General features: G+C 67.2%; 24 protein-coding genes. 2 read left to right on the top strand and 22 right to left on the bottom strand.

All coding sequences use genetic code 11. The features are described from left to right. Positions 1 to 245 precede the first annotated feature (245 nt). Positions 246 to 1,922, top strand: coding sequence for a sensor domain-containing protein (locus V3328_RS03890; protein ID WP_340328346.1), 1,677 nt, complete (start codon positions 246 to 248; stop codon positions 1,920 to 1,922). Positions 1,923 to 1,985: 63 nt separating this feature from the next. Here the strand turns inward: V3328_RS03890 and V3328_RS03895 are convergent, their stop codons facing one another. The 16 genes from V3328_RS03895 to V3328_RS03970 all read right to left on the bottom strand — a co-directional run bounded on the left by V3328_RS03895 (position 1,986) and on the right by V3328_RS03970 (position 18,677). Further along, positions 1,986 to 2,807, bottom strand: a complete 822-nt coding sequence (locus V3328_RS03895) for an IclR family transcriptional regulator (protein ID WP_340328347.1) — start codon at positions 2,805 to 2,807, stop codon at positions 1,986 to 1,988. Next, positions 2,804 to 3,673 (bottom strand): hypothetical protein, encoded by an 870-nt coding sequence (locus V3328_RS03900; RefSeq protein WP_340328348.1) that lies wholly within the window; start codon positions 3,671 to 3,673, stop codon positions 2,804 to 2,806. The genes V3328_RS03895 and V3328_RS03900 overlap by 4 nt, the downstream gene beginning before the upstream one ends. 1 nt (position 3,674) lies before the next feature. Beyond that, positions 3,675 to 4,901, bottom strand: a complete 1,227-nt coding sequence (locus V3328_RS03905) for an aminotransferase-like domain-containing protein (RefSeq protein ID WP_340328350.1) — start codon at positions 4,899 to 4,901, stop codon at positions 3,675 to 3,677. 16 nt (positions 4,902 to 4,917) lie between these two features. Beyond that, positions 4,918 to 5,712, bottom strand: coding sequence for an SDR family NAD(P)-dependent oxidoreductase (locus V3328_RS03910; RefSeq protein WP_340328351.1), 795 nt, complete (start codon positions 5,710 to 5,712; stop codon positions 4,918 to 4,920). Between the two features lie 12 nt (positions 5,713 to 5,724). Continuing rightward, on the bottom strand, positions 5,725 to 7,002 hold the full coding sequence (locus V3328_RS03915; RefSeq protein ID WP_340328352.1) for a TRAP transporter large permease: 1,278 nt from the start codon (positions 7,000 to 7,002) through the stop codon (positions 5,725 to 5,727). After that, positions 6,999 to 7,475 carry a TRAP transporter small permease gene (locus tag V3328_RS03920; RefSeq protein WP_340328353.1) on the bottom strand — a complete coding sequence of 159 codons (477 nt, stop codon included), beginning with the start codon at positions 7,473 to 7,475 and terminating at the stop codon, positions 6,999 to 7,001. The genes V3328_RS03915 and V3328_RS03920 overlap by 4 nt, the downstream gene beginning before the upstream one ends. A gap of 52 nt (positions 7,476 to 7,527) precedes the next feature. Continuing rightward, the gene (locus V3328_RS03925) at positions 7,528 to 8,511 is read right to left on the bottom strand and encodes a TRAP transporter substrate-binding protein (protein ID WP_340328354.1); all 984 of its coding nucleotides are present in this window, start codon (positions 8,509 to 8,511) and stop codon (positions 7,528 to 7,530) included. A 53-nt stretch (positions 8,512 to 8,564) separates the two neighbouring features. Then, the gene (locus tag V3328_RS03930) at positions 8,565 to 10,295 is read right to left on the bottom strand and encodes a thiamine pyrophosphate-binding protein (protein ID WP_340328355.1); all 1,731 of its coding nucleotides are present in this window, start codon (positions 10,293 to 10,295) and stop codon (positions 8,565 to 8,567) included. 30 nt (positions 10,296 to 10,325) lie between these two features. Next, entirely contained in the window at positions 10,326 to 11,624 is a 1,299-nt protein-coding gene (locus V3328_RS03935; protein WP_340328356.1) for a TRAP transporter large permease, read from the bottom strand. Then, a complete protein-coding gene (locus V3328_RS03940; RefSeq protein WP_340328357.1) occupies positions 11,621 to 12,142 on the bottom strand; it encodes a TRAP transporter small permease in 522 nt (173 codons plus the stop codon). The genes V3328_RS03935 and V3328_RS03940 overlap by 4 nt, the downstream gene beginning before the upstream one ends. A gap of 56 nt (positions 12,143 to 12,198) precedes the next feature. Then, positions 12,199 to 13,212, bottom strand: a complete 1,014-nt coding sequence (locus V3328_RS03945; RefSeq protein ID WP_340328358.1) for a DctP family TRAP transporter solute-binding subunit — start codon at positions 13,210 to 13,212, stop codon at positions 12,199 to 12,201. A 29-nt stretch (positions 13,213 to 13,241) separates the two neighbouring features. Next, entirely contained in the window at positions 13,242 to 14,219 is a 978-nt protein-coding gene (locus V3328_RS03950; protein ID WP_340328359.1) for an alpha-ketoacid dehydrogenase subunit beta, read from the bottom strand. Further along, entirely contained in the window at positions 14,219 to 15,226 is a 1,008-nt protein-coding gene (locus V3328_RS03955) for a thiamine pyrophosphate-dependent dehydrogenase E1 component subunit alpha (protein ID WP_340328360.1), read from the bottom strand. Before V3328_RS03955 ends, V3328_RS03950 begins: the two co-directional genes overlap by 1 nt. 336 nt (positions 15,227 to 15,562) lie before the next feature. Further along, the gene (locus V3328_RS03960; RefSeq protein ID WP_340328361.1) at positions 15,563 to 16,351 is read right to left on the bottom strand and encodes an enoyl-CoA hydratase-related protein; all 789 of its coding nucleotides are present in this window, start codon (positions 16,349 to 16,351) and stop codon (positions 15,563 to 15,565) included. Beyond that, the gene (locus V3328_RS03965; RefSeq protein WP_340328362.1) at positions 16,348 to 17,157 is read right to left on the bottom strand and encodes an enoyl-CoA hydratase/isomerase family protein; all 810 of its coding nucleotides are present in this window, start codon (positions 17,155 to 17,157) and stop codon (positions 16,348 to 16,350) included. Before V3328_RS03965 ends, V3328_RS03960 begins: the two co-directional genes overlap by 4 nt. Then, on the bottom strand, positions 17,154 to 18,677 hold the full coding sequence (locus V3328_RS03970; RefSeq protein ID WP_340328363.1) for a class I adenylate-forming enzyme family protein: 1,524 nt from the start codon (positions 18,675 to 18,677) through the stop codon (positions 17,154 to 17,156). The genes V3328_RS03965 and V3328_RS03970 overlap by 4 nt, the downstream gene beginning before the upstream one ends. Before the next feature lie 170 nt (positions 18,678 to 18,847). Here V3328_RS03970 and V3328_RS03975 point away from each other — a divergent pair, with 170 nt between their 5' ends. Further along, complete coding sequence (locus V3328_RS03975) at positions 18,848 to 19,618, top strand: IclR family transcriptional regulator (RefSeq protein WP_340328364.1); 771 nt, start codon at positions 18,848 to 18,850, stop codon at positions 19,616 to 19,618. Here V3328_RS03975 and V3328_RS03980 read toward each other — a convergent pair whose 3' ends face one another. From V3328_RS03980 to V3328_RS04005, 6 genes are all read right to left on the bottom strand, one after another. Beyond that, positions 19,619 to 21,115, bottom strand: a complete 1,497-nt coding sequence (locus V3328_RS03980) for a 3-hydroxyacyl-CoA dehydrogenase (RefSeq protein WP_340328365.1) — start codon at positions 21,113 to 21,115, stop codon at positions 19,619 to 19,621. A 24-nt stretch (positions 21,116 to 21,139) separates the two neighbouring features. Next, on the bottom strand, positions 21,140 to 21,919 hold the full coding sequence (locus V3328_RS03985; RefSeq protein WP_340328366.1) for an SDR family oxidoreductase: 780 nt from the start codon (positions 21,917 to 21,919) through the stop codon (positions 21,140 to 21,142). 17 nt (positions 21,920 to 21,936) lie between these two features. Continuing rightward, complete coding sequence (locus V3328_RS03990; protein WP_340328367.1) at positions 21,937 to 23,241, bottom strand: TRAP transporter large permease; 1,305 nt, start codon at positions 23,239 to 23,241, stop codon at positions 21,937 to 21,939. Positions 23,242 to 23,253: 12 nt separating this feature from the next. After that, positions 23,254 to 23,763: a TRAP transporter small permease gene (locus V3328_RS03995; RefSeq protein ID WP_340328368.1), complete on the bottom strand. Its 510-nt coding sequence runs from the start codon at positions 23,761 to 23,763 to the stop codon at positions 23,254 to 23,256. Between the two features lie 18 nt (positions 23,764 to 23,781). Further along, complete coding sequence (dctP, locus tag V3328_RS04000) at positions 23,782 to 24,762, bottom strand: TRAP transporter substrate-binding protein DctP (protein ID WP_340328369.1); 981 nt, start codon at positions 24,760 to 24,762, stop codon at positions 23,782 to 23,784. Between the two features lie 277 nt (positions 24,763 to 25,039). Then, positions 25,040 to 25,927 carry a nucleoside hydrolase gene (locus V3328_RS04005; protein WP_340328370.1) on the bottom strand — a complete coding sequence of 296 codons (888 nt, stop codon included), beginning with the start codon at positions 25,925 to 25,927 and terminating at the stop codon, positions 25,040 to 25,042.

Genomic DNA, 25,927 nt, shown 5'->3' on the forward strand with positions numbered 1-25,927 from the left:
CGGCGCCTCAGTCCGGCCGCGGCCGGCATGCGGCACGGTGCATCGGTGCCTTCCGGCGGCCGAGAGAAATGCCAGTTCAGGATTGGCAACGCGGCGGCCTTTCGGATAAACTGGTTTTATGCCAAGGGGTTGCGTCGCCGGTTAAGGAAGTTGCCGCTAAGTTACGTACGTTCCTTTTTTCCAGGTACCATCGGCCCAAAATACGTTTCTTTTGTAGATACCAATCCAGCCAGTCGGGACAATAGATGGAAGCGGCGGAATCGTTCGGGAGCGGCGAAGGGCTCAATGCCGTCATCGACGTCCTGTCAACGCCGGTGTCCGTCACAGACCAGGACAATCGTCTGGTCCTGGTAAACGACGCGTTCTGCACGTTTGTCGGTCGGTCCAAGGCCGACCTGATCGGCTGCTTCGACTACGAAATCTTTCCGAAGGAACAGGCGGAGATTCTTGGCGGATTCGACCCGATTTCTCCGGGCACGAAGGGGGACGTCTCAAGGGAGGCAAGACTCGTCGGCGACGACGGTCGGATCTTTGTCGTCGTCGCCAACAAGAGAGCGATCGAAGTCGGCGGTTCCGTCTATATCGTCTCGGTCCTGACGGACATCACCGCTTACCGGCAGGCCGAGGCGCACAGCAAGTATCTGGCTTTGCACGACTCCCTGAGCGGGCTGCCGAACAGGGTGTTCCTGCAGGACAAGATCGAGAAGGCGATGGCCCAGCCGCAGGCATTCGGCCTCGGTGGCTGTCTCCTGTGCATCAATCTCGACCGGTTCGTTCAGGTCAACGACGCCTATGGCTATCCCACCGGCGACGAACTCATCCGCGAGTTCGCCACCCGCCTTCAGGCGCTCGTCCGGTCCATGGATACGGTCGCGCGGCTCGGCGGCGACGGGTTTGCGATCCTGTTGATGGATGTTCGCTCCAAGGATGCGGTTTCCAAGCTGTGCCGGCGCATCCTTCGCGCCGCGCAAGCGCCCTACACGGCGTCCGGCGTCGAGATAAAGGTCGGCGTATCGATCGGCGTGGTGGCAGGTCTCGAGGAGGTCCGGAGTTCGGCGGAAGCGCTGCGTCGTGGCGATGTCGCCCTCAACGTGGCGAAGAGCGAAGGCGGCGGCCGCTACCGGATCTATCATGAAGAGATGGATGCCGGCCGCCGCAATCGGGTGATGATAGAAGCCGAGCTGCGCGACGCGCTACGGTCGGGAATGCAGTTGGAGGTCTACTATCAGCCGCAGATATCGGGCGAGATCATTTCAGGCGTCGAGGCGCTGGTGCGGTGGAACCACCCCCGGCTCGGCCTGCTCGGCCCGGCGGGATTTCTGCCCGTTGCCGAAGAATCGGGACTGATTATCGAGCTTGGCGATTTCGTCCTCAATGCGGCTCTCACGGCTCTCCGGCGCTGGCCCGACTTCAGGCTGGCGGTCAATCTTTCGGCGATCCAACTCAGCGACCCGCAACTGGCAAGGCGCATCGTCGCCGGTCTGAAGCAGCACGGAGTACCGCCTGAACGGCTCGAACTGGAAATCACGGAAACGGCAATGCTGACCGCGGATGCGGCGACGAAGGCCAATCTGCGCAAGTTGCGGGATGCCGGCATCCGGATTGCGCTGGACGATTTCGGCACCGGCTACTCCAGCCTCAGCCACCTTCAGGACATCGAGATCGACCGGATCAAGATCGACCGATCCTTCATCCGCAATCTTGGCGGCCGCTCCGATTCCGCGCCGATCGTGCAGGCCGTCATGTACATCGCCAGGATACTCGGCCTCGACGTCATTGCGGAGGGGGTCGAAACGGAGGAACAGCATCGGTTTCTCGTGGAAGTCGGCTGCAACGACTTCCAGGGCTTCCTGTTCTCGCCGCCCGTCCCAGAAAGCCAGATATCCGGAAAGTCGGCCTCGCCTTCGTCGGCGTCTAACTAGCGGCGCCGGGACCGGCGGCCGGTGCCGGCAGAGGCGGGATTTCCCGCCGATCAACGCGGACCGTCACGAGACGCGGGTGAGTTCCGGTTGCTCCGCTGCACCCGGCAGCGCCGGTGTCCCGGCGAGCTCGGAAAGGCGGCGCTGCAATCGGTCCACCTCTGCCCTCAGCATCGCGACGATCGAGACGACCCGCTCGGCGCTCATGCGTTCGCGGATGGCCGCGACACTGATCGACGCCACGACGCGGCCCCCGGGGTCGAACAGCGGAACCCCGACGGCGCACATGGCCGTGACGATCCGGCCCTCGTTGAAGGAGTAGCCGTTTGCCCGGGTCTGTCTTGTCAGGTCCCGCAATGCCGCGGGGCTGAAGTTGGGATACTGCTCGAGGCGCGGCGCATTGCTGGCGATGATCTCGTCGATCTCGTCCTCGGCAAGAAACGACAGCAGGACGAGGCTTCCCGCCCCGACGCCAAGGGGTCTCCTGTCGCCGGCGTCGAGCGTCAGCGTCTTGATCGGGTAGCCGCCCACCTGCCTCTCCAGGCACAGCGCATCGAGACCCTCCCTGACGGAAACGAAGACGGTGTCGCCGGTCTCCCGGGCGATCCGCAGCAACGCCGGGCGGGCGAGGTGGGCAATGTCGTAGCGCGTCGCCAGGTAGCCGAGGCGGATGATCTCGTAGCCCAGGAAGTACCGGCGGTTCTCCGGTGACTGGTAGGCAAATCCGGCCTCCGAAAGCGCTGCGAGCAGCCTGTGGGTCGTCGCCTTTCCCAACCCCGCCTTGCGGGAGATGTCCGACAGCCGCAGCCCCGTGGTGGCTTCGCCGGCAAGCAGTTTCAGAATGCTCGCGGCCCGTTGGACCGACTTCACGGTGGTGTCGGCACTCACGCGCGTTCCCTGCCGGATGTATGTCGGGACGCGCGGGGCAGCGAGGCCCAGTGGCGCAGCACGCTATGTGCCGGTTCGCCCACCTGCGCGCCGAGCGTTGCGGCAGTTTCGTTCACTGCGGAGATCATGCCGTCCTCGTAGCTCGAGCGGGCGTCGCCGATCCGTGCGCTCTGCGCCGATACGGTGAAGGCGGCGATGCCGCGCCTGTCGAGCGCGGGCAGACGCGCGATCCCGGCGCTTTCCATTCCGATTCCCGCATCGTTGTAGACGGCCGCGAAGCCATCGACGCGCAGCGCCATCGCCGGACTGCCGCCGACAAGCCCGCCATGCGAGCCCGTGACGACGATCTGGTCGATGTCTTCCGGGCCGACCAGAGCGGCCGAGTCGAGCAGCACGATGCGCCGCTCGCCGGGCAGATCGACGAAACTGCGGGCTTCACCGAGCGGGGCCGGCTTGACGACTGCAAGCTCCGCGGCGCGAAGACATTCTGCGGCCGCCAGCGTCGTATCTCCGGGTTCAACGCCGATGGCCGCCGCCGGGCCATTGGCGCGGCTGATCGTTCCGCGCTCCAGCATGTCGGTCGTGTCGCCGATCCGGCAGCTCAGGTGCGAAACCGCGGCTGCGGCGATTCCCAGGCCCTCCAGATAGGGCAGGGCACCGATCCCGGCTTCGTCCCGGCCGATGCCGGCGTCGCAGAGGATGACCGCGCGGACGCCGCCGGCCGCGGCCAGGTAACCCGGATAACGCCCGCCGTGCGAGCCCGACACCACGACGCAGCCGGCTGCGTTCGCCGGCAGTTTCGTGATCGTGTCCGCAACCACGATGCCGGGGGGCAGGTCGGACAAGTCGGGTGCCGCGTGCGCCATCTCAGCTCCGTTGCACCACGTTGGCCCGCCGTTCCGGCACGCCGGTGTGCTCGAAGCAGATCCGCGCCAGTTCAGCGACTCCCTCACGAATCGTGTCTTCGTCAGGCAACGCGAAGCAGAGCCGCATGTAGCTCCGGGCGGAGTCGGGATCGCAGGCCCATTCCGGGCCGGGGTTGAAGGCGACGCCCTGGTCGAGGGCAGACTGGGCGAAGCTGCGCACGTCGACATGGTGGGGGAGCTTCAGCCAGAGAAAGATGCCTCCCTTCGGGACGAACAGTTCGGCCGATGTGCCGAATTCGCGATCGAGCGCGTCGATCATGACGTCCAGCTTGCGGCGCAGCGCCGGCTTCAGGGCGGCGAGGTGCTTATCGAATTGGGCGCCGAAATAGTCCGCGATGACCATCTGTTCGATCGCCGGCGAACCGGCGTCGGTCTTGCGCCCCAGCACGCGGGAGAGCACGTCCCAGCTCGCCACGATGTAGCCGACCCGCAGGGCCGGCGCCAGCGACTTGGAAAAGGAGCCGATATGGACGACGCGGGACGGAGCAAGACCGTAGAGAGCGGGCGGCGATTCGGACTGCCAGGCGATGTCCGTGTAGCACTCGTCCTCGAAGATCGGCAGGTCGTAGCGCTCCGACAGGGAAAGCAGCTGCTGGCGCCGCTCCATCGGCATGATCGAGCCGGTGGGATTCTGAACGGTCGGAATCGTGTAGAGGAACTTGGGCCGGACGCCGCGGCCGCGCAGGTCCGCCAGGATCGTCTCCAGCGCATCCATGCGAATACCGTCCCCATCGAGCGGTGCCGCGACGATGTTGGCGCCGAGTCGCTGCAGCTTGCCGACGGCGCCGCCATAAGTGAATTCCTCGACGATGACGGTGTCGCCCGGCTCGAGGAAGGTGCTGTTGACCAGGTCCATGGCCTGCAGGGAGCCGGAGGTGAGGACCACGTCATCGGCATTGCAGGAGATCGCCCGCGTCTCGACGAGCTTGCGCGCCACGAATTCGCGCAGCGGCTTGTAGCCCTGGGGCCCATGGCCGAGATGGTACATCGCAAGCGCGGGGCCGTTCTCGCGAATGACTTTCTCCGCGCTCCTTGCAAGTTCCTCGACCGGTATCTCGGCGGGATCGTTGTGCCCGAACACGAAATTGTATCGGGGCAGGCCGGTGAAGGGAGCGGCCGGTTCGGGACCGGTCGTGGAGAACGCGTCCTTGAAGAGGAATTCGGTCACTGACTTTCTCCGCTTCTCAGACGACGGTGCAGTGCAGGCCGCCATCGACGCAGAGCTCGACGCCGGTGATGTACTGCGCTTCGTCGGAGGCCAGGAACACGGCCGCCATGGCAATATCCCAGCCGGTGCCCATCCGCTTCATCGGAGGGATCTCGTTGCGGGCCGCGACCATCTCGTCGGTGCTCTTATAGTAGCCGCTGATCTGCTGGTAGATGTGCGGCGTGTCCATGACGCCCGGCAGAATGCAATTGGCGCGGATGTTCTTCGGCGCGTACTGGACCGCCAGTGCCCGGGTGAAGTTGTTCACCGCCGCCTTCGAGGCGTAGTACGAGATGTAGGGGTACCCGGTCCAGCGGATCGCGGCGAGCGAGGAAATGTTGACGATCGCGCCGCCGCCCTGCTCCTCCATGATCGGGAGCACGGCCTTGCACGCGAGGAAGACGCTCTTGGCGTTGACGTCCATGACCTTGTCCCAGCTCTCCTCGCTGGCCTCCACCGGGCCGCCCGGCGCGTTGATGCCGACATTGTTGTGCAGGATGTCGATACGGCCGAACGCCGACATCGTCGCCGCGACCGCAGCCTCCACATCGGCGAGGCTGGTCACGTCGGCGGCGCAGGCGATGGCCTGGTCTCCTTCATCGCGGATCACCCGGGCGGTCGCCTCTGCGGCCTCCAGGGCTATATCGACGCAAGCCACCTTGGCGCCTTCGCGGGAATAGGCGACCGCCGCCGCCTTGCCGTTGCCCCACCCTTCTCCAACGGAGCCTGCACCGAACACGAGTGCTGTCTTGTCTTTCAGGCGGTCGACCATGCGAAAACTCCGTTACTTCAGGACGGTATCCGGCAGCCAGAGCGATAGGGCCGGGACGAGCGAGATGGCGGCCAGCACGACAAGGCCGATCGCCACGAACGGCATGACGTCGCGTACGCCTTTTTCGAGCGGCAGGTCGGCGATCTTGCAGGCCACCGCCAGGCACAGGCCGATCGGCGGTGTGATCAGGCCCAGGCACAGGTTCACGATCACCACGACGCCGAGTTGCACCGGATCGACCCCGAGGGCGACGCCGGCAGGGTGCAGGATCGGCACCAGCATCACCATGGCCGCGTTGGCCTCCATGAAGGTGCCGATGAACAGCAGCAGCAGGTTGATCATCAGCAGGAAGACGATCGGGTTGTCGGACATCGAGGTGATCAGCGCGACGGCGGCCTGCGGTATCTGGGCATAGGCGAGCTGCCAGGCGAAGAGCTGGGCGGCGCCGACGATGATCATGATCACCGCGGTGGTCTGCACCGCTTCCCGCAGCGCTTCGATCAGCCCGTTCCAGGTGAGTTCGCGATATACCAGCCCGCCGACGACGAGAGCGTACAGCACTGCGACGGCGGAGCATTCGGTGACGGTGAAGATGCCCGACACGATGCCCACGAGGATCAGCACGGGCATGGCGATCGCGGCGATCGCGCGCCGGAAGGCGACCCCGATCTGGGCAAACGACACCGGCTCGTGCACCGGGTAGTTCCGGCGTCTGGCGGTCACGAAGACGTAGGACAGCGCGACCGCGCTGAACAGGGCGCCCGGGATGATGCCGGCCAGGAACAGGGCGACGATCGACTGGCCGGTGATGACGCCGTAGACGATGAAGCCGATCGACGGGGGGATGATCGGAGCGACGACCGAAGACGCGGCGGTCACGGCGACCGAAAATCCGCGGCTGTAGCCTTCCTTCTCCATCGCCGGGATGAAGATCCGCCCGAGCATGCTGGTATCGGCAACGGCCGATCCGGAAATGCCGGAGAAGAACGTCGAGGCGACGACGTTGCTCATGGCGAGCCCCCCGGCGAACCGGCCGACCAGCGCGTTGGCGAACTCGACCAGCCGGGTCGTCATCCCGCCGCGTCCCATGAGAGAGCCTGCGAGCAGGAAGAACGGGATCGCCAGCAGCGTGAAGCTGTCCATGCCGGAAAACAGCCGTTGCGCGACGATCACCGGATTGGTGCCGGTCGACCAGATGACGCCGAGACAGGCGGTGATGATGGCGAAGCCGAGCGGCATGCCGATCAGGATCAGCAGCACGATCGCGACGGCGAGCAGGACGATCGTCATGACGGCGTCCCGGTCCGCAGCCCGTCGGCGCGATGCAGCGCCAGCAGGATGGCGATCAGCGCGCCGCCGACGGGAATTGCAAGGTACGGCCAGAACATCGGGATCTCGAGGGCGGCGGAATCCCGCCGCCCGCCGATGACGGCGAACTTGTAGCCGTAGAAGACCAGCGAGCCGGCCATCACCAGGATCAGCGTGTCGCGAATCCAGGCGATGACCGCTCGCGGTCCGGGAGGAAGCAGGTCGGCGACAAAGGTGACCGCCACATGGCCGTTGCGGCGCATCACCAATGCGCTTCCGAGCATGGTGATCCAGGCCATCAGGAACCGTGCGGTTTCCTCGGTCCAGCCGGGCGCGTCGTTGAGGACGTAGCGACCGAACACCTGCCAGCAGATGCTGACCGCCATCACGGCGATCATCACCAGCAGCACGACGTCCAGAACCCTCTCGATCGCGCCGGCGACGGACCGGAACATGACAGTCGCCTCCTAGGGGCGGCCGGATGCGGCCGGGATCATCGAACCCCGGTCATTGAACCGCGTTGATACGCTCCACCCAGTCCTTCAACTCGGGAAATTCGTCCTTGATGGGCGCCACCGTGGCACGGAAGGCTTCCATGTCGGGCTGGACGATCTCCACGCCGTTCTCCTCGAGCAGCTTTTCGTACTCGCCTTCCTTGGCGAGCATCTGATCCGTCGCCCAGAGCATCGCCTTCTCGCCTTCGTCGATCAGGATCTGCTGCAGTTCCTCGGGCTGGGAATTGAACCAGTTTGCATCGAAGATGAACGTCATCGCGCCGATCACGTGATCCGTCGACATCACGTAGGGCTGATGCTCGTACCACTTGAAGGTGTAGATGACCTCGAGCGGGTTCTCCTGACCGTCGATGACGCCCTGCTGGAGGGCGGTATAGATCTCCAGCGCCGGCATCGGAACGGGGCTTGCGTCGAGCAGTTCCCACGTGCGCCGGTACATCTTCAGCGGCGGGACGCGCAGCTTCAGGCCCTTCAGGTCGTCCGGCGTCTCCACCTTCTTGTTGGCGGAGAGCTTGCGGGCGCCGCGATAGCCGGCGCCGACGATCTTGAAGCCCGTCCGCTCCTCGATCTCGTCGGCGAGTTCGCCGCCCATGTCGCCGTAGTAGACCTTCTTGAAATGGTCGAGGTCGCGGATGAGGTAGGGAAACGCCTCGATGCCGGGAAGCGGGTCGTACCGGTCGAGCGTGCCGATCGATTCCAGAACCACGTTGTTGGTGCCGATCTGCAGCGCCTCGATCGCCTCCTGCCACGTCCCCGTCGTGCCGCCGGGGGCGATGTTCACGGTCACCTTGCCGTCCGTGGCCGCCTCGATTCCCTCCGCGTACTTCTCGGTGGTTTCGAACCAGATATTGCCTGGATTGTAGACGTGGGCCATCTGGATGGTGGTCTCAGGAATCTCTGCCCTGGCGACGGCGGACCCGAGGGCCAGCGCGGTCGCGGCAGCAGCCGAGATCGTCAGGAAGTCGCGAGCTTTCATCGTATTTCCTCCACTTCTTTCGTTGTCTCGTTCAGGCAGCGGTACGCTGCAGGTCAGGCGACACGGTCTCCCTTCTTGGCCTGGACGGTACGGTTGTCGACGCCAGGCAGCATCTTTGCCGGGTCGCGGGTCACCACGACATCGATCAGGGTCGGGCCGTCCTTCCCGGTGATGCCAGCTTTCAGCGCATCCGCGATGTCCTCGGGATCCTCGACGCGGATACCCGTGCAGCCGAGCGACTCCGCGACCTTTGCGTAGTTCACCTCGGCTAGGTCGCTCGACTGGTAGTTGCCGGTCCCGTACATCAGGTGCTGCAGCGCCTTGACATAGCCCGACGCGGCGTTGTTGACGACGATGACGGTCAGCGGCAGGGCCAGCCGGCGCGCCGTTTCCAGTTCGCCCATCACCATGTTGAAACCGCCGTCGCCGGTGAGCCCGACGACCGGCCGGCCCGGGGCCGCCAGGGCGCAGCCCATCGCGCCGGGAAGTCCGTAGCCGATCGACGCGAAGCCGCGGTCCGGCACGAAGCCGCGCCCGGCCTCCTTGGTATCGTAGAGAAGCCCGCCCCAATGCGCGGCGAACCCCCCGTCGGCGACCAGGATCCCGTCGGCCGGCATCGTCTTGTTCAGCTCGTTGAGCAGGCGCGCCATGTTGATCGGCTGCTCGGTCGAGGTCAGGCGCGCATCGACCGACTCGCGCCACCCCTTCATCTTCGAGGCCACCTCGTCGGCGTAGCCCTGCTGCCGCCCGCGGATCGCGTCGGCGTCGGCCGCCAGCGCGTCCCTCAGATCGTCGAGGCCGGCGCGCGCGTCGCTCCACAGACGCAGCGTCGGCTGAAAGGTGCGGCCGAACTCCTCGGCGACGTTGTCGAGGTGGATCACGGTCTTGTCGGCGGCCGGCACCGTGTAGCGCTTGGTTGCGATTTCGCCGAGCTTGCAGCCGACCACGAGCAGGCAGTCGGATTCCTCGATAAGCGCGTTGGCGATCCTGTCGTAGCGGCCGAACAGTCCGGCGCTCAGCGGGTCGGTGCAGGCGATCGCGCCCTTGCCCGTCATCGTGTGGGCGACGGGCAGGTTGATGGCGTGTGCCAGCGCCTCGGCAGCCTCGGCCGCGCCGCTGATGTGGACGCCGCCGCCGCACAGCATCAGCGGGCGCTTCGCCCCGGACAGCATTTCCGCGGCACGTTCCAGGTCGTCGGCCGCCGGCCGGCAGCGAATGGCGGGTGCCCTCGCGATGCTCTCGTCGATGCTGAACTCGGCTTCGTCGAACGGGAAGGTGCCGTGGCAGATGTCCTCGGGCACGTCGACCACGACGGGACCTGGCCGGCCGGATGTCGCGACCTGGAAGGCGCGACGCACCAATTCCGGGATCCGCTCGACCATCTCGATGCGGATGAGTTCCTTGCAGGCGGGCCTCAGTATCTCCGTCTGCCGCGATTCCTGGGTCATGTTCTTCCAGGAGTGCAGCCTGTGCGAGTCGCCGACGAAGACGACGAGCGGCGTGCCCGCGTTTAGGGCCTCGACGAGGCCGGTGACGAGGTTGGTCGCGCCCGGTCCGAGCGTCGCGTCGCAGATGCCCACGCGCCCGGAGACCTTCGCGTAGGCGTCGGCAATGAACACCGCGCAGCGCTCGTCATTGATCAGGTTGTGGTCGAGGCCGATGCGCCGCGCCGCATCGTAGAAGGGAAGCAACTGGAAGCCGCCCATCCCGAACATCGGTCCCGCCCCCGCTGCCTTGAGCATACGGGCCAGTGCTTCGCCGCCGGTCATTTCGTTGGAACTCACGTCAGGTCTCCTGCGGAAGGTCGGTACATGTCAGATCCGGTAGCCGAGCATCTGCGGCAGCCACAGCGCGATCTGGGGGAACAGGATCACGAGCAACATCGCGATCCCCATGGTCAGCATCAGCCACATGATCCAGGGCACCGTGGCTTCGATCGGCACCCGTGCGATCCGCGCCGTCACCATCAGGTTGACCGCCACCGGCGGCGTGAACTGGCCGATGGCGATGTTCATGGCCATCAGCACGCCGAACCAGGTCAGGTTCCAGTCGAAGGCAAGCGCGATCGGCACGAGCAGCGGCAGCGTGATCAGGTAGATCGACACGCCGTCGAGAATCATTCCGGCGATCAGCAGGACGACCATGATCAGGATCAGCACGATGGTGCCGTTGGAGCTGACGTTCAGGATTGCCTGGGCGGCGTGATCGAACGCGCCGAGTGTCGAGCCGGCCCATGCGAACAGTCCCGCCAGCGAAATTATGACGAGGATGACGGCGGATGTTTCGGCACTGTCCGCCAGTACGTCCCAGGCGTCTTTCCAGCTCATGTTGCGATAGATGACGACGCCGACGAAGAAGCCGTAGGCGACCGCCACCGCTGCCGCTTCGGTCGGGGTGAACAGGCCGGATCGCAGGCCGCCCAGGATGATGACCGGGGCCAGAAGGCCGGGGATGGCTCCGCGCAGGGCCGGCCAGAAGTCCGGCCGCTCGGCCGTGTCGGCCGCACCGAATCCATGCCGGCGCGACAGGAATATGGTCGGCACGATCACGGCGATGCCGGCGAGCAGGCCGGGTGCCAGGCCGGCGGCAAACAGCGCGCGCAGATCGACGCCGGGCACGAGGATCGAATAGACGATGAGAGCGATCGACGGCGGGATAAGGATCGCGGTGGAGGCCGACGCGGCGATGATGCTGGCGGAGAACTCGCGCGGATAGCCGGCCTTCATCATCGAGGGGATCATGATCGTGGCGACCGCCGCGGCGTCGGCGGGGCCGGAGCCCGACATGCCGCCCATGATCAGGCAGACCAGCGTCGCGACGATGGCAAGGCCGCCCCGGCGCGGACCGACGATCGCCTGCGCGAAGATCACGAGCCGCCCGGCGACCCCGGACCGCTCGAAGACCATTCCGGTCAGCACGAACAGGGGAATCGCGATCAGAGGATACTTGGCCACCGAGGCATAGGTGTTCGTGCCGATCATCGCCACGGTGTTCAGGTCCAGGCCGATGGCGACGGCGGCCGCGCCGGCGAGGCCGAGCGCGACGGCGATCGGCGTTCCGATCACCAGCAGCAGGGCGAAGACGCCGATGAGGACGAAGTTGGCGGCGATCATGTCCGCCCCCGCAGGGTGGCGATCAGCCGGCCGAAAATTCTGAGCAGGATGACGACGCTGAGGATCGGCAGCCAGATCGTGTAGATCCAGGTCGGATAGCCGAGGCCGGGCGAGGTCTCGCCGAAGCGGAACTCATCCCAGGTGAGTTCGCCCGAGTACCAGAGGATCAGCACGAACATCAGCAGCGATGCGAGCGCCGCCAGCACCTCGCAGGCGAGGCGCCCTCTGGGCGAGAGCTTGTTGACGAGGAAGGCGATGCGGATGTTCTCGTTGGTGGCGAAGGCCAGCGACGCACCCACGAAGGTCATGAAGACCATCAGGAAGACCGAGAATTCCTCGGTGAACGCGAACGAGACGTTGGTGGCGTAGCGCACCACGACGTTGGCGAAGCTGATCAGGCACAGCAGGCCCATCGCGATGGCGCCGAGCGCGCGCTCGATCGATACCGGGACCCGCGCATGCTCGGCCACCCCGCGGATCGATCCCGCCTCGGTCATCTCTTCGTGCTTGTCGGACACGTGTGCGCCCTCTTGCCGCGGGGCGGCCGCTCGGGGGCCGCCCCATGGCTCGGGTGTCAGCGATCGGCGATCGACTTCTCGGCCTGGTCGACCAGGTCGGCGCCGATCTTTTCCTTCCACTCGTCATAGACGCCGCGCGTCGCATCGACGAATGCCTGGCGCTCTTCCGGCGTCAGCTCGACGACCTCGACGCCCAGCGCCTCGACTTCCTCCACGGCGGAGTTGTCGCCGTCGGTCAGGCCCTTGCGGGCGATCTCGATTCCGGTTGCGCCCGCGTCAAGCGCGGCCTGGCGGACGATTTCCTGATCTTCCGGCGTGAAGGAATCCCAGACGTCCTTGTTGACCGCGAAGATCAGCGGATCGGCCACGTAGTGCCACATCGTCAGGTTCTTCTGGCCGACTTCATAAACCTTTGCCACGGTGAACACCGACAGCGGGTTCTCCTGGCCGTCGACGGCACCGGTGGTCAGCGCCGGCTTGGCGTCCGCCCAGCTCATCTGGGTCGGGTTGGCGCCGAGCGCCGTGAAGGTGTCGTTGAACAGCGGCGAGCCGACGACGCGCATCTTCAGGCCCTTGAGGTCCTCCGGCGTGCGGATCGGATGCTTGGAGTTGGAGACCTCGCGGAAGCCGTTCTCGGCCCAGGCAAGCGGAACCACGCCGTTTTCCTCGAGGATCTCGAAGATCTGCTCGCCGACCGGGCCCTGGGTAAGGGCGTCGATCGCCGCGTAGTCCGGCATCAGGAACGGCAGCGAGAAGATGTTGAGTTCCTTGATCTGCGGCGACCAGTTGATGGTCGAGCCGACGGCCATGTCGATGATGCCGCGGCGCATCGCGGTGAATTCCTTGGTCTGGTCGCCGGACACCAGCTGGGCGCCGGGATAGACCTTCATGTTGATGCGGCCGTCGGTGCGCTCGCCGACGAGCTTCGCCCATTCCTCGGCCGCAATGCCCCACGGGAACGGTGCGGGGACGACGGTGGAGATCTTGTACTCTTCCTTGTAATCGGCGGCGGCGGGCATCGCCACGACCGCCGCAATGGCGCCCAGAAGGGCAAGTTTGGCAAGACGCATGGACATTTCTCCCTTTTCAGAAGCCGGTATTATCTATCGTTGACCATCTTGCGCGCAGCAGCGGCGATGGCGTCTTTCGTTACGCGCACCTCGTCCTCGAGAACCGGCGCGTAGCTGATCGGAATGCGCGGCGCGCCGAGCCGCCTGACCGGGGCTTTCAGGGCACCGTGCATGTGTTCGGCAACGGTCGCGGCGATCTCGGCCCCGAAGCCGGCAACCGAGACCGCTTCCTGTGCGACCAGCAGCCGGCCGGTGCGGCCGACGCTGTGGAACACCGCCTCGCGGTCCCATGGCCAAAGGGTCCGGAGATCTATGAGATCCGTCTCGATTCCTTCGTTCGCCAGCGTTTCGGCCGCCTGCGCGGCAGTGTGGACGCACGCCGACCAGGTGACGATGGTCAGATCCGATCCTTCGCGCACCGTGCGGGCCTTGCCGAAGGTGCCAACCTCGTCGTTGTCGGGGACCTCGCCTTCCAGCGGCCAGAGGTTCTTGTGCTCCATGAAGACGACCGGGTCGTCGCAGCGGATCGCCGCCTTCAGTAGCGCGCGGTTGTCGGCCGGCGTCGAGGGAACGGCGACCACGAGACCGGGAATGTGGGCATACCAGGCTTCCAGCGACTGGGAATGCTGGGCGGCGGAGGAGCGCCACATGCCGATCGGCTCGCGCACCACGAGCGGAACGCGGGTCTGGCCGCCGAACATGTAGCGGGCCTTGGCGGCCTGGTTCACCAGTTCGTCGACGGCGCACAGCGCGAAATCGGAAAAGCGCATCTCGACGATCGGCCGCGTCCCCATCATGGCCGCGCCGACGGCGGCGCCCATGATGCAGGATTCCGAGATCGGGGCGTCGGAAATCCGGTCCGCGCCGAATTCGTCGATCAGGCCCTTGTACTGGCCGAACACGCCGCCTCGGCCGAGATCCTCGCCGACGGCCCAGACCATCGGATCGCGGCGCATTTCCTCGGCGAGGGCGAGCCGCGCGGCTTCGATGTAGCTGAGAACCGCCATCAGAACGCCCCCTGGCGCGGATCGCCGATGTCCTGGACATCGGCATATGCGAGTGACTTCTCGGGCCAGTCGGTGGCCTTGGCGGTTTCGTAGGCGTCCTGCATCTCGGCCTTGGCCTCGTCCCAGATCGCCTGCAGGTCGCCGTCGGGTATGCCGGCGGTCTGCAGGATGCGGCGCACGGCCTCGATCGGATCGTTGAGCCAGCGGTCCTGAACCTCGGTATCCGGCCGGTAGGCGGCGGGATCGCTGGAGGTGTGCCCGGTCAGCCGGTAGGTGCGCGCCAGCAGGAACCGCGGGGTGCCGCGACGCACCTCGTCGAGCAGGGCGCGGGCCGTTTCGTCGACCGAGACGAGATCGTTTCCGTCTATGATTTCCGCCTTGATTCCAAGAGCTTCGGCACGCGCGGCGGGGCCGTCGCCGGAGGTCATGGCGTTTGTTCGCGTCGTTGCCGCAAAGCCGTTGTCCTCGCAGACGAACAGGATCGGCAGGTTGAAGACGCCGGCCCAGTTGAGGCCTTCCAGGAACGGCCCGCGGTTTATCGCTCCGTCGCCGAAGAAGCAGACGACGACCTTGTCCTCGCCCTTCAGCTTGATGGCGTGGGCGGCCCCGGCGGCGATGTTGATGTTGGCGGCGACGACGCCGTTGGCGCCGAGCATGCCGACCTCGAAGTCGGCGATGTGCATCGATCCGCCCTTGCCCTGGCTGGTGCCGCCGGCCCGGCCGAACAGCTCGCGCATCATCGCGAGCGCATCGGCGCCCTTGGCCATGGTGTGGCCGTGGCCGCGGTGCGTGGACAGGATGATGTCGTCCCTGCGCAGGTTTCCGCAGACGCCGACGGCGACGGCTTCCTGCCCGATCGAGGGATGGATCGCACCCAGGACGAGCTTTTCATCTGCTGCCTTGATTGCCGCGTTCTCGAACTCCCGGATCCGGCACATGGCCCGAAAGCGCGCGACATAACGGTCGATGTCCAGGTTCGAGCCCCGGACCGGTTCGCCACTCGGCATTCCACCCTCGTTCTTACAGATTTCCTACCGGAGAATCTGCCGCGTTTCCGATCGGCGGATGCCCAGGGACCGCCGAACCAGTGTTCTATTTTGTTCCACGATGCGGAACTTCATCGATAGTAAAATGGAACAATTGGCAAGTCAACGGATCGGCGGGAGAGACGGCGCGCGCCGGAATGCGGCCGAACTTCGGGCCGGCGACGAGCACGATCAGGCTGTCGCCGGCTCTGCCGCCAGTGTGTCAGGACCATGCCGTCGATGTGCCGTGGGCATGCCGTCGGTGTGCCAAGATCCTGCCAGCCGCGCGCCGGCGGCCTCGTGCCCGGTTCGCCGGCGTCAGGAGCCGGTGAACTGGGGCTTGCGGCCGTCGAGGAAGGCCTGCATTCCCTCCTGCTTGTCGCGCGTGGCGAACAGCAGCTGGACGGCCTTGCGCTCGAGCGCGAGCGCGGTCGAAAGCGGCGCATCGGGACCGGCGAGGATCACTTCCTTGATCTGGGCGACAGCGATCGGCGGCAATTGGGCGATCCGCCCGGCGATCTGCAGGGCGCGGTCGACGACGTCCGTGTCCTCGGTCAGGACGCTGACGAGCCCCATCCGGTAGGCCTCCTCGGCGTCGATGATCTGGCCGGTCAGGCAGAGGTACATGGCGCGGAACTTGCCGACCGCGCGGGTCAGGCGCTGGGTGCCGCCGGCGCCGGGCATGATGCCGACGTTGACCTCGGGCTGGCCGAACTTCGCACCCCCTCCGGCGACGATGATGTCGGCGTGCATCGCGAGCTCGAGGCCGCCGCCGAGCGCGTAGCCGTTGACCGCGGCGATCACCGGCACCGGGCAGTCGCCGACCGCGCCCCAGAGGCGCTCGGTGTGGCGGTGGTACATCTCGACCGCGTCGATGCGGGACATGTCCTGGATGTCGGCGCCGGCGGCGAAGCTGCGGGCGTCGCCGGTCAGCACGACGGCGCGCAGTTCGGCGTCCTCGGCCAATGTCCAGAAGATCCCGGCCAGCTCCTTGCGGACGGCAAGGTCGAGGGCGTTGCGGACCTCCGGCCGGTTGAGGCGGACGACGGCGACGGCGGGGCTCGGGCGCTCCAGCAGGACGCCGGGTTTTGCTTCCGGTGACGTCATAGCGGCGCGCGCGGCGCGAAGTCCGGCTTGCGCTTCTCCTTCAGCGAGGCCAGCCCTTCCTGGACGTCGGGACCCTTGAAGCCCATGAATTCCAGCGCCAGCGACGTGTCGAATGTCGGGCCGGCCATCCGGAGCCAGTTGTTGAGCGCGTATTTCGTCCAGCGCAGCGCGGTCGGCGAGCCGGCGGCGAGCTTGCGGGCGACGTCCAGCGCCTTGTCGTGCAGGTCCTCCGGCTCGGTGCACAGCGACACGAGGCCGATCCGCTCGGCCTCCTCGCCGCTGACCGGCTCGCAGAGCATCAGGTAGTATTTCGACTTGGCGAGGCCGCACAGCAGGGGCCAGACGATCGCCGCGTGGTCGCCGGCGGCGACGCCGAGGCGGGTATGGCCGTCGATGATGCGGGCGGTGCGCGAGGCGATCGAGATGTCGGCGAGCAGGCCCGCCACCAGTCCGGCGCCGACGGCGGGGCCTTCCATCGCCGAGACCAGGGGCTTGGAGCAGTTGACCAGGTTGTAGACGAGGTCGCGCGCTTCCTTCCAGACCCGGGTCAGGGTGTCGAAGTCCTCGGTCATCTCCCTGACGAGGTCGAGGTCGCCGCCCGCCGAGAAGGCGTCGCCGGCGCCGCGGATGATCGCGGCGGCGACGTCCGGGTCGCTGTCGATGTCGCGCCAGATCTCGACCAGCTCGGCGTGCATGATCCGGTCGGCGGAATTGAGCCGGCCGGGATTCTCCATGGTGATGCGGAGGATGCGGTCTTCCGGCCAGTCGAACTTGAGCCGTTCGTATTTGGCGTAGCGGTCGGTCATATCTTCTTCTCCCGATCCTTCCAGTAGGGTTCGCGCAGGATGTTCTTCTGGATCTTGCCGATCGGCGTTTTCGGGAAGTCCTCGACGAACTTCACGACGCGCGGCCGCTTGAAGCGGGCGAGCCGGGCGGCGCAATGCTCGACGAGGGTCTCTTCGCTCAGTTCGGACCCGGACTTCAGCAGCACGTAGGCGGCCGGCACCTCGCCCCACTTGTCGTCGGGAATGCCGAACACGGCGCACTCGGCGACGGCCTCGTGCTCGTAGATCGCGTTCTCGATCTCCTTGGGATAGACGTTCTCGCCGCCGGAGATGATCATGTCCTTGGAGCGGTCGACCAGCGTGATGAAGCCGTCCTCGTCGATGGTGCCGACGTCGCCGGTGTGCGCCCAGCCGTGCTTCCAGAAGGCGGCCGTCTGCTCGGGCTCGTCGTAGTATTCGAGCATGACGTTGTGGCCGCGCGAGACGATCTCGCCGATCTCGCCCGGCCCGACGTGCCGGCCCTCTCCGTCGATAACCGCGACATCGACGTTGTAGGCCTGGCGGCCGATCGAGCCGAGCTTTTCGGGCAGGTACCAGTGGCGCAGCGAGGTCAGCACGCCCATCTCGGACTGGCCGTAGATCTGCGTCATCTTCACCTCCGGCAGCACCTTCAGCATCTCCTGCTGGACCCAGTCGGGCATCGGCGCGCCGGCGAAGGACAGCTTCCGCCAGGTGGCGAAGTTCGCCGGATCGAACTGCGGGTCGCTGACCACCATCGAGACCTGGGTCGGCACCATGAAGGCGGCCGTCATGCCGGTGGAGCGCGCCATCGCGGCGAAATCGGCGGGGTTCCACTTGCTCAGGAAGGTGCAGGTCGCGCCCGCCAGCACGGCGGGCTGGAACATGATATTGAGGGCAGCGACATGGAACAGCGGCGTGACGATGCCGACCACGTCGCGCTCGTCGATTGCCTCCTCGACCATCACCGTGTGGGCTGTGACAACCCGGTTGCGGTGGCTGCACAGGACGCCCTTCGGCCGGCCGGTGGTGCCGCCGGTATAGGTCATGCAGAAGGGATCGTCCTCGTCGATGTCGACGGCGGGGCAGTCCGGCGATGCGTCGGCGTAGAAGGCGGCGAACTCGTCGCCGTCGCCGCCGATGCGGATCGTCCGACGCAGCTTCGGCAGCCGGTCGCGGACCGCTGCGACCTTCTCGGCGAAAATGTCCTCGTAGAACAACAGCTCGACGTCCGCCTTGTCGAGGACGTAGGCGAGCTCGTCGGGCGCGTAGAGCACCGAGACGTTGACGATCACGGCGCCGGAGCGGGCGACGCCGAAGAAGGCGATGCCGTATGCGGTGCGGTTGCGGCTGACGATGCCGACCTTGGCGCCCTTGGCGAGGCCGGCTCCGATCAGCGCGTTGGCGAGACGGTTCGCGGCCTCGTCCAGTTCACGGTAGCCGAGCGAACCGCCTTCCCAGAGGATCGCGGGCTTCTTCGGAAAGCGTTCCGCAGAGCGGCGCAACATGTCGCCTGTCAGCATTGGCCGCAGCCTCCCTTGTCTGTCGTCAGCGTTCGCAGGGCGATCGGGCAGGCAGGCCCGGCCATGCCGCACCTGCGCAAGTCGCGGGTGACTTTCATTAAAAAACCGGCTAGCTGCAACGCGATATTGCGGAAGGCGGTTCCGCAGTGCAGAAAGTTCGGGCGTGTCGGATGAGTGAACCGGATCGGCAATTCGTGGTAGCGCTGGCCAGGGGACTGGCCGTGCTGGAGGCGCTGTCCCGGGCCCAGAAGCCGCTGACCAACGGGCAGCTCACCAAGGTCACCGGCCTGCCTGCCTCGACCGTCAGCAGGCTCACCCACACGCTGACGCTGATGGGCTACGTGCGCCTCAGCCGGTCGAGCCGCGCCTACGAACTGACGCCGAAGAACCTGACCCTCGGCTATCCGGTGCTGGCCGGCATGCGGCTGCTCGAACAGGCGCGCCCGCACCTGGAACAGCTCAGCGGCTCGACCGGCGAAACGGCGGCGCTGGCGATCCGCGACAAGCTGCACGTAACCTTCGTCGCGGTGGTCGAGGGCGCCAACTTGGTCGCCGTCAGGCTGGCGACCGGCGGCCGGCTCTGGGTGCCGGTCTCGGCTGCGGGCATCGCGCTGGTCGCGGCGCTGCCGGACGCCGAGCGACGGATGGTCTCCGCCCGGGTGCGGGCCGACATGACGCGCGGCGGACACGATCCCGAGTTGTTTTCGAAGGCCGTCGCCGAGTGCCGACGCGAAGGCGTGGCGATCGTCCGCAACCTCTGGCAGCCGGGGATCGGCGGCGTTTCGGTGCCCGTGCAGAGCCAGGGAGAGTACGCGGCGCTGACGATTCCCGTCGCGACCGGCTCGATCTCCGAACAGACGATGCGAACGACGCTCTCCGACGCCCTCAAGGGCGTCGCGGAGCTGCTCGGGCCGGTCCTGTCGCACGCGCCCGCCGAATAGTCAGGGTTGGAGCGCCGAAAGGCCGAGCGCGGCGCGGCGGCGCAGCCACTGGCTGGGGCGATAGCGGTCGTCGCCGGTCAGCGCCTGCAGCTCGGACAGGATCGCGTGAACGACGCGCGGACCGATCGCGTCGGCGAGTTCCAGCGGCCCCTTCGGGTAGTTGAGGCCGAGCCGCATGGCGAGATCGATGTCGGCCGGTTCGGCGAGGCCCATCTGGGCCATCTCGCAGCCGAGATTTGCGACCATCGCCGCGATGCGCTGGCCGATGAAGCCGGGCGAGTCGGCGATCGCCGTGACGGCCCGCTTCGCCGAAAGCAGCGCGACGACGCTGGCAAGACCATCGGCATCGGCCCCCGGCGCTGTCATCACCGTCACACGCTTCGACATATCCCCGACCGTGTCGACGCAGACCAGACGGCGCGGGTCGACGCCACAGCGGACGGCATGGGCCGTGGCGTCCTCGCCGACCGGCGCGGCGAGGATCGGGGACGATCCGTCGTCGGCGTCCAGCACCTGCGCGCCGCAGTCGCCGACCAGATCCTTCAATATCGGCGCATCGCCGTGGACGAAGACCGAGCGTGCCGGCGCGGCGTCGCCCGGGGCGTCCGCGGACGGCCGCGCGGCGCCGTCGGCATAGTCGAAGAAGCCGCGCCCGGACTTGCGACCGAGCCGGCGCGTCTCGAGCATGTAGCGGTGCAGCGCCGTGGACCGCAGGCGCGGGTCGCCGAACGAACTCTCGTGGACGAAGCGGGTCACGGGGAAGTTCACGTCGACGCCGGTCAGGTCCATCAGCTCGAACGGGCCCATCCGGAAGCCGAAGCAGTCGCGCATCACGGCGTCGATCTCAGCCGGCGTGGCGACGGTCTCCTGCAGGATCGCCAGTGCCTCGGTGGCGTAGGCGCGTCCGCCGTAGTTGACGAGGAAGCCGGGCGTGTCCTTGACCCGCACCGGCGTGCGGCCGAGCCGGCGCGACAGCACGGTCAGCGCCTCGACGACCGCTTCCGTCGTGTCCGGGCCGGGGATCACCTCGACCAGCTTCATCAGCGGCACGGGGTTGAAGAAATGCAGGCCCGCGAACCGTTCGGGATGCTTCATCTCCGCCCCGATCGCGCCGATCGGCAGCGAGGAGGTGTTCGACGCCAGCAGCGCGTCGCTCGAGACGATGGCCTCGAGCTCGGCGAACAGCGACCGCTTGACCTCGAGATCCTCGACGATCGCCTCGACGACGACGTCGCAGCCCGAGAGGTCGGCGAGCGCGCCGGCAGCGTTCAGCCGCGCCGCGGCGTCCCTGGCCTCGTCGGCGGGCATCTTGCCCTCGGCGGCGCGCTTCGACAGCCGGCCGGCGATTCCCTCGCAGGATTTCGCCGCCGCGCCCTCACGGGTGTCGAAGAGCCTGACCTCGATGCCGCCGAGGGCGGCGACCTGGGCGATGCCGGTGCCCATCGCGCCGGCGCCGACGACGCCGAGCGACAGCCCGGCCGCGTTCATGTCCTGCATTTGGGATTTCCTCTTGGTTGCGCTTCAGATCAGCGCGCGGACGAGACCGCCGTCGACGGTGATGTTCTGTCCGGTCATGTAGCTCGCGTGGCGCGAGCACAGGAAGGCGCAGACCGGGCCGAAGTCGTCGGCCTCGCCGAGCCGGCCCATCGGCACGCTCTCGGCCATCGCCGTCTTGGCCTGATCGGGGGTGATGCCCTGCCGCTTCGCCTGGGCGTCGTAGACGCGCTTCAGGGCGCCGGTGTCCATCAGGCCGGGCAGCACGTTGTTGACGGTGATGCCGTCGCGGGCGACCTCGCGGGCGAGGCTCGCCATCGCCCCGGTCAGGCCGGCGCGCACGCCGGTCGCAAGCCCCATATTGGGGTAGGGCTCGCGCACCGTGAAGGAGGTGACGTTGACGATCCGGCCGAAGCGGCCCGCGCGCATGTCGGGCAGCACCAGACCGGCAAGGTCGATCGCCGACAGCATGTTGCTTTCCAGCGCCTTCTGCCAGACCGGGTGGTCGTGTGTCTCCAGCGGCCCCGGCGGCGGGCCGCCGGCATTGGTGACGAGGATCGCGATCGGGCCGGTCAGCCGCCGCGCCTCCTCGACGATGCGGCGGCGCTCGGCGGGCTCGGAGACGTCGCCCGCGACGAAGGCGACGCCCTTGCCTATCTCCGAGGCGACGCGCTTGCCCTTCTCGGCGTCGCGGCCGTTGATCACCACGTTGACGCCGGCCTCCGCCAGCGCAACGGCGCAGGACAGGCCGAGCCCCTGGGTCGAGCCGAGGACGAGAGCGTTGAGGCCGGAGATGCCGAGATCCATGAAATGGCTCCGTCAGATCAGAGGAAGGAGGGCAGGAACAGGATGATGGAGGGGAACAGCGCCAGGATGACGATGACCAGGATGAAGATGCCGATGAACGGCACCACCGCCCGGAAGATCGCCTGCAGCGGCACGTCCCTGGTCACCCCGTGCAGGGCGAACAGGGTGTAGCCGAAGGGCGGCGTGATGCCGCCGATCGACATGTTGATCAGGAAGATCGTCCAGAACCAGATCGGGTCGAAGCCGAGCGCCAGCACGATCGGCCCGTAGAGCGGCACCAGCATGATCATCAGGGCGATCTGGTCGATGAACATGCACAGGACGAAGGGCAGGATCTGCAGCAGCACGAACATCGCCCAGGCCGGCAGGTCGAGGGCGGTGGCGGCGCTGACCAGCTTGAAGGTCGCGCCGGTCATGTTCAGCACCTGGCTGAAGGAGACGGAGGAAACCATGATGATGGTGATCACCGTGGTGATCGCCGCCGTCGAGCGCAGGCACTCGACCATCTTGCGCCAGGTCAGCTCGGAGAAGATCGTGCAGACGATCGCGGCGGTGACGCAGCCGACCGCGGCGGCCTCCGTCGGGGTGGCGATGCCGCCGAGGATGAAGCCGAGGATCGAGGCGATGATCAGCAGGAACGGCAGCGCCCGGAGCACCAGCATGCCCCGTTCCCGCGCCGGCAGGGCGACCCGGTCGCTGACCGGCGCCAGCGCCGGATTGATGCGGCCGCGCACCGCCACGTAGAGGAAGAAGGCGATGGCGAGCAGGATGCCGGGCAGGATGCCGGCGATCAGCAGCGCGGCGATCGAGACCTTGGCGAGGATGCCGAGCACCACCGCCATGACGCTCGGCGGGATGATCGGGGCGAGGCTGGCGCCGGCCAGCAGCGCGCCGATCGACAGGTCGCGGCCGTAGCCGCGCGAGCGCATCTCGGGCAGCAGCGAGGAGCCCATCATCGCGGCGACCGCCATGGCCGAGCCGGACAGCGCCCCGAAGATCGTCGACAGCACGATCGCCACCGCATAGAGGCGGGCGCGGATGTTGCCGATCATCGCGTCGACGGCGTTGAACAGGATGTTGATGGAACCGGACCGGAACAGGATCTCGCCGAGCAGGATGAACAGCGGGATCGCCGCCAGCGAGAAGCTGGTGCCGGTGTCGAACATCGAGTTGACGATGAGCAGCACGCCGCCGAAGCTGCCGGTCAGGTAGAACAGCGCGGCGAGGTTCAGCACCAGGAAGGACAGGAAGATCGGCAGGCCCGTGGCGAACAGCACGAGCAGCATCGCGAACATGCCGATGAGGACGATCCACCAGTCCATCGATCCGGTCCGTCAGTCCTGCGCCGGCGCGGCGGCTGCCGGGTGCGCCTGGAACGTCGCCGCGAAGTGGCGCAGGAAGTAGATCGCCATCGAGGCGAGCGCGTAGGCGATGACGCCGGTGACGACCCATTTCGGGATCGGCGTCACGGCGATCATCATGACGCCGCGGCCGACCTGGCGGGCGGTCTCGGCGGCGCCGTACCAGGCGCAGAGGGCGCAGGCGGCGACGCCGATCAGCAGCACCAGCCGGTTCAGCCAGAGCCCGACCGCGGCCGGCGCCCGCTCGGCCACGAAGGTCATGCGGGCGTGGCCGGCGTTGCGGGTGACCATGGGGGCGGCGAGGAAGGTGATCATCGCGAAGCTCACCGCCGCCGTGTCGGGCGCCCAGTCGCTGGGGGCCTGCAGGCCGTAGCGGCCGAACACCTCCCACGCGGTGACCAGCGTCAGGTAGGCCACCGCGAGGGTGGCCCCCCAGAAGCTCGCGTCCGTCAGCCCGTCATGCAGGCGCAGAAGCCACCGCATCGCAGGCCGTCCCTTCGCTTATTGGGCGGTCAGGCCCTTCTCGACCGCGAGCTTGTGAAACGAGGCGCCGTCCTCGCCGGCCTTCTCCTCGACCTGCTTCCAGACGCCGGCGGCGAAGATCGCGTCGACGCGGTCGGCGACGTCGGGGCCGAACTCGGTGACCTCGAGGCCCGCGTCCTGCATCGCCTGGTCTTCCTTCGCCCACAGTTCCTCGAAGTGCTTGCGGCCGTCGATCTCGAGCTGCTTTGCGGTGTCGACGAGCAGGGTCTGCTGCTCCTCGGTGAGGGCGTTCCACTTGTCGAGGTTCATCAAGAGGGTAAGGTTGGTGACGCCGAAGGTCGGGCGCGTCATGTAGTCGGCGACCTCGAACCACTTGTAGTCCATGGCGCCGAACACCGGCCAGGCCGCGCCGTCGACGACGCCGCGCTCGAGCGAGGAGTAGATCTCGCTGGCCGGCAGCGTGACGACCGAGCCGCCGAGCTCGTTGACCAGGTCGTGATAGGTGCCGGACGCGCGGATCTTGCGGCCCTCGAGGCCGCCGTCGTCGCCGATCGGCTGCTTCAGCAGGATGTGGTAGCCGGACGCGGCGGAGAAGACGCCGATGAGCTTCAGGTTGCGGCTCTGGTAGTGGGCGTCGATGACGTCGTAGATGCCGCTCTGGCGGCGCGCCTCCGGATCGTCGACGACGGCGTCCATGCCGAACGCCATGGCGGTCTCGCCGAGATGGTAGGCGCCGTGCGTGAACAGCATGTCGAACAGGCCGGCCGACACCGGCTGCAGCTGCTCGAACGGCGGCACCGTCTCGGGGCCGCGCATCTCGACGGTCAGCTCGCCGCCGGACTTCTCGGTGACCTGCTCGGCGAAGGCCTGCGCGAACACCGGCACGGCGTTGTAGCTCTCGTCCCAGCTCGACAGCAGGGTCAGGGTTTCAGCGTGCGCAGGAGCTGCGAAGGCGGTCGCCGCGATCGCCATCGCGCCGAGGACCGAAAAACGTGCCATGTGGAAGAACCTCCCGATGGTGTTGATGCTTTTGTAGGGCGGGGCCGGTCTCTTTTCCGGACCTCCAGGGTGCGGCTCACAAAAGCAAGGCGGGAGAATTCAAGTCAAGGAGATCCGGCCCGAGTTCTTCCGCTGTGCAGAAAAGCGGGTCCGGCAGGCGCCGGCCGTCGGATGCCGCAGGGTCCGGAGGTCGGGGCCGAAAACGGAGGAATGTACAGGCGTCTCAATGCGCTGAGCGGAGGCCTCGCCCGGATGCCTCTTCCGCGATACGGAAGGCCTAGGGCCGCGCCAGCCGGTCCATCAGCAGCTCGAAGAAGCCTTCGCGATCGATCCCGGTCGCAACCGCGGCGTTCGGCTCGCCGGCGACCGACGTCGTCCTGCCGATCTCCTCGCACGCGTCTGTCTCGATGGCGATGCGGTGCGGCTCGCACCGCAGCAGGTCCGGGGCGATCAGATGGGCGATCACGCAGGCATCGTTCATGAAGGCGGTCGGCTCGCGCCACAGGTCGGCGACGACCTTCGCGAACGGCGTGCCGGTGGCGCGCAACTGCTCGCACCACTCCCGCGTCGGCATGGTGTTGCGGGTGACGTCGAGCCCGATCATGGTGACCGGGGCGCCGCACCTGAAGACGATGTCGGCGGCGTGCGGGTCGTTGAAGACGTTGAAGGTCGCATGCGGGGTGATGTTGCCGCCGGAGAACGATCCGCCCATCACCGCGATCTCGCGGATTTGCCCGACGATGTCGGGCGCCATGACCAGGGCGACAGCGATGTTGGTGAGCGGCGCGATGCCGGCGATGGTGACGGGGACCGGGGAGGCGCGGACGGCCTCGATCAGCGCGGCGACGGCGTGCGGCTCGCTGACCGCGCCGGCCGGCGGCGGCAGCTCGGCGCCGCCCAGCCCGTCGGCGCCGTGGATGTGCGGCACCGTCGCGAGCGTCCGCATGATCGGGCGCGGGCATCCGGCATGGACGGGAATGTCGGTGCGGCCCGCCAGTTCGCGCAGCCGCAGCAGGTTGGCGGTGGTGTGGTCGAGGCCGACATTGCCGGCCGCCGCGCCGAGCATCACCACGTCGAGCTCTTCCGGCGAGGCCAGCGCCAGCAGGATCGCCACGGCGTCGTCCTTGCCGGGATCGGCGTCGATGATCAGCGGTCGGGGCGCCAT

Source organism: Microbaculum marinum, from assembly GCF_037855135.1.
Lineage (GTDB): Bacteria > Pseudomonadota > Alphaproteobacteria > Rhizobiales > Tepidamorphaceae > Microbaculum > Microbaculum marinum.

Excerpts from the sequence above, each read along its gene's own strand:
- V3328_RS03890 (WP_340328346.1), top strand. The coding sequence starts at position 246 with ATGGAAGCGGCGGAATCGTTCGGGAGCGGCGAAGGGCTCAATGCCGTC.
- V3328_RS03900 (WP_340328348.1), bottom strand. The coding sequence starts at position 3,673 with ATGGCGCACGCGGCACCCGACTTGTCCGACCTGCCCCCCGGCATCGTG.
- V3328_RS03910 (WP_340328351.1), bottom strand. The coding sequence starts at position 5,712 with ATGGTCGACCGCCTGAAAGACAAGACAGCACTCGTGTTCGGTGCAGGC.
- V3328_RS03915 (WP_340328352.1), bottom strand. The coding sequence starts at position 7,002 with ATGACGATCGTCCTGCTCGCCGTCGCGATCGTGCTGCTGATCCTGATC.
- V3328_RS03920 (WP_340328353.1), bottom strand. The coding sequence starts at position 7,475 with ATGTTCCGGTCCGTCGCCGGCGCGATCGAGAGGGTTCTGGACGTCGTG.
- V3328_RS03925 (WP_340328354.1), bottom strand. The coding sequence starts at position 8,511 with ATGAAAGCTCGCGACTTCCTGACGATCTCGGCTGCTGCCGCGACCGCG.
- V3328_RS03935 (WP_340328356.1), bottom strand. The coding sequence starts at position 11,624 with ATGATCGCCGCCAACTTCGTCCTCATCGGCGTCTTCGCCCTGCTGCTG.
- V3328_RS03945 (WP_340328358.1), bottom strand. The coding sequence starts at position 13,212 with ATGCGTCTTGCCAAACTTGCCCTTCTGGGCGCCATTGCGGCGGTCGTG.
- V3328_RS03950 (WP_340328359.1), bottom strand. The coding sequence starts at position 14,219 with ATGGCGGTTCTCAGCTACATCGAAGCCGCGCGGCTCGCCCTCGCCGAG.
- V3328_RS03955 (WP_340328360.1), bottom strand. The coding sequence starts at position 15,226 with ATGCCGAGTGGCGAACCGGTCCGGGGCTCGAACCTGGACATCGACCGT.
- V3328_RS03960 (WP_340328361.1), bottom strand. The coding sequence starts at position 16,351 with ATGACGTCACCGGAAGCAAAACCCGGCGTCCTGCTGGAGCGCCCGAGC.
- V3328_RS03965 (WP_340328362.1), bottom strand. The coding sequence starts at position 17,157 with ATGACCGACCGCTACGCCAAATACGAACGGCTCAAGTTCGACTGGCCG.
- V3328_RS03970 (WP_340328363.1), bottom strand. The coding sequence starts at position 18,677 with ATGCTGACAGGCGACATGTTGCGCCGCTCTGCGGAACGCTTTCCGAAG.
- V3328_RS03975 (WP_340328364.1), top strand. The coding sequence starts at position 18,848 with ATGAGTGAACCGGATCGGCAATTCGTGGTAGCGCTGGCCAGGGGACTG.
- V3328_RS03980 (WP_340328365.1), bottom strand. The coding sequence starts at position 21,115 with ATGCAGGACATGAACGCGGCCGGGCTGTCGCTCGGCGTCGTCGGCGCC.
- V3328_RS03985 (WP_340328366.1), bottom strand. The coding sequence starts at position 21,919 with ATGGATCTCGGCATCTCCGGCCTCAACGCTCTCGTCCTCGGCTCGACC.
- V3328_RS03990 (WP_340328367.1), bottom strand. The coding sequence starts at position 23,241 with ATGGACTGGTGGATCGTCCTCATCGGCATGTTCGCGATGCTGCTCGTG.
- V3328_RS03995 (WP_340328368.1), bottom strand. The coding sequence starts at position 23,763 with ATGCGGTGGCTTCTGCGCCTGCATGACGGGCTGACGGACGCGAGCTTC.
- dctP (WP_340328369.1), bottom strand. The coding sequence starts at position 24,762 with ATGGCACGTTTTTCGGTCCTCGGCGCGATGGCGATCGCGGCGACCGCC.
- V3328_RS04005 (WP_340328370.1), bottom strand. The coding sequence starts at position 25,927 with ATGGCGCCCCGACCGCTGATCATCGACGCCGATCCCGGCAAGGACGAC.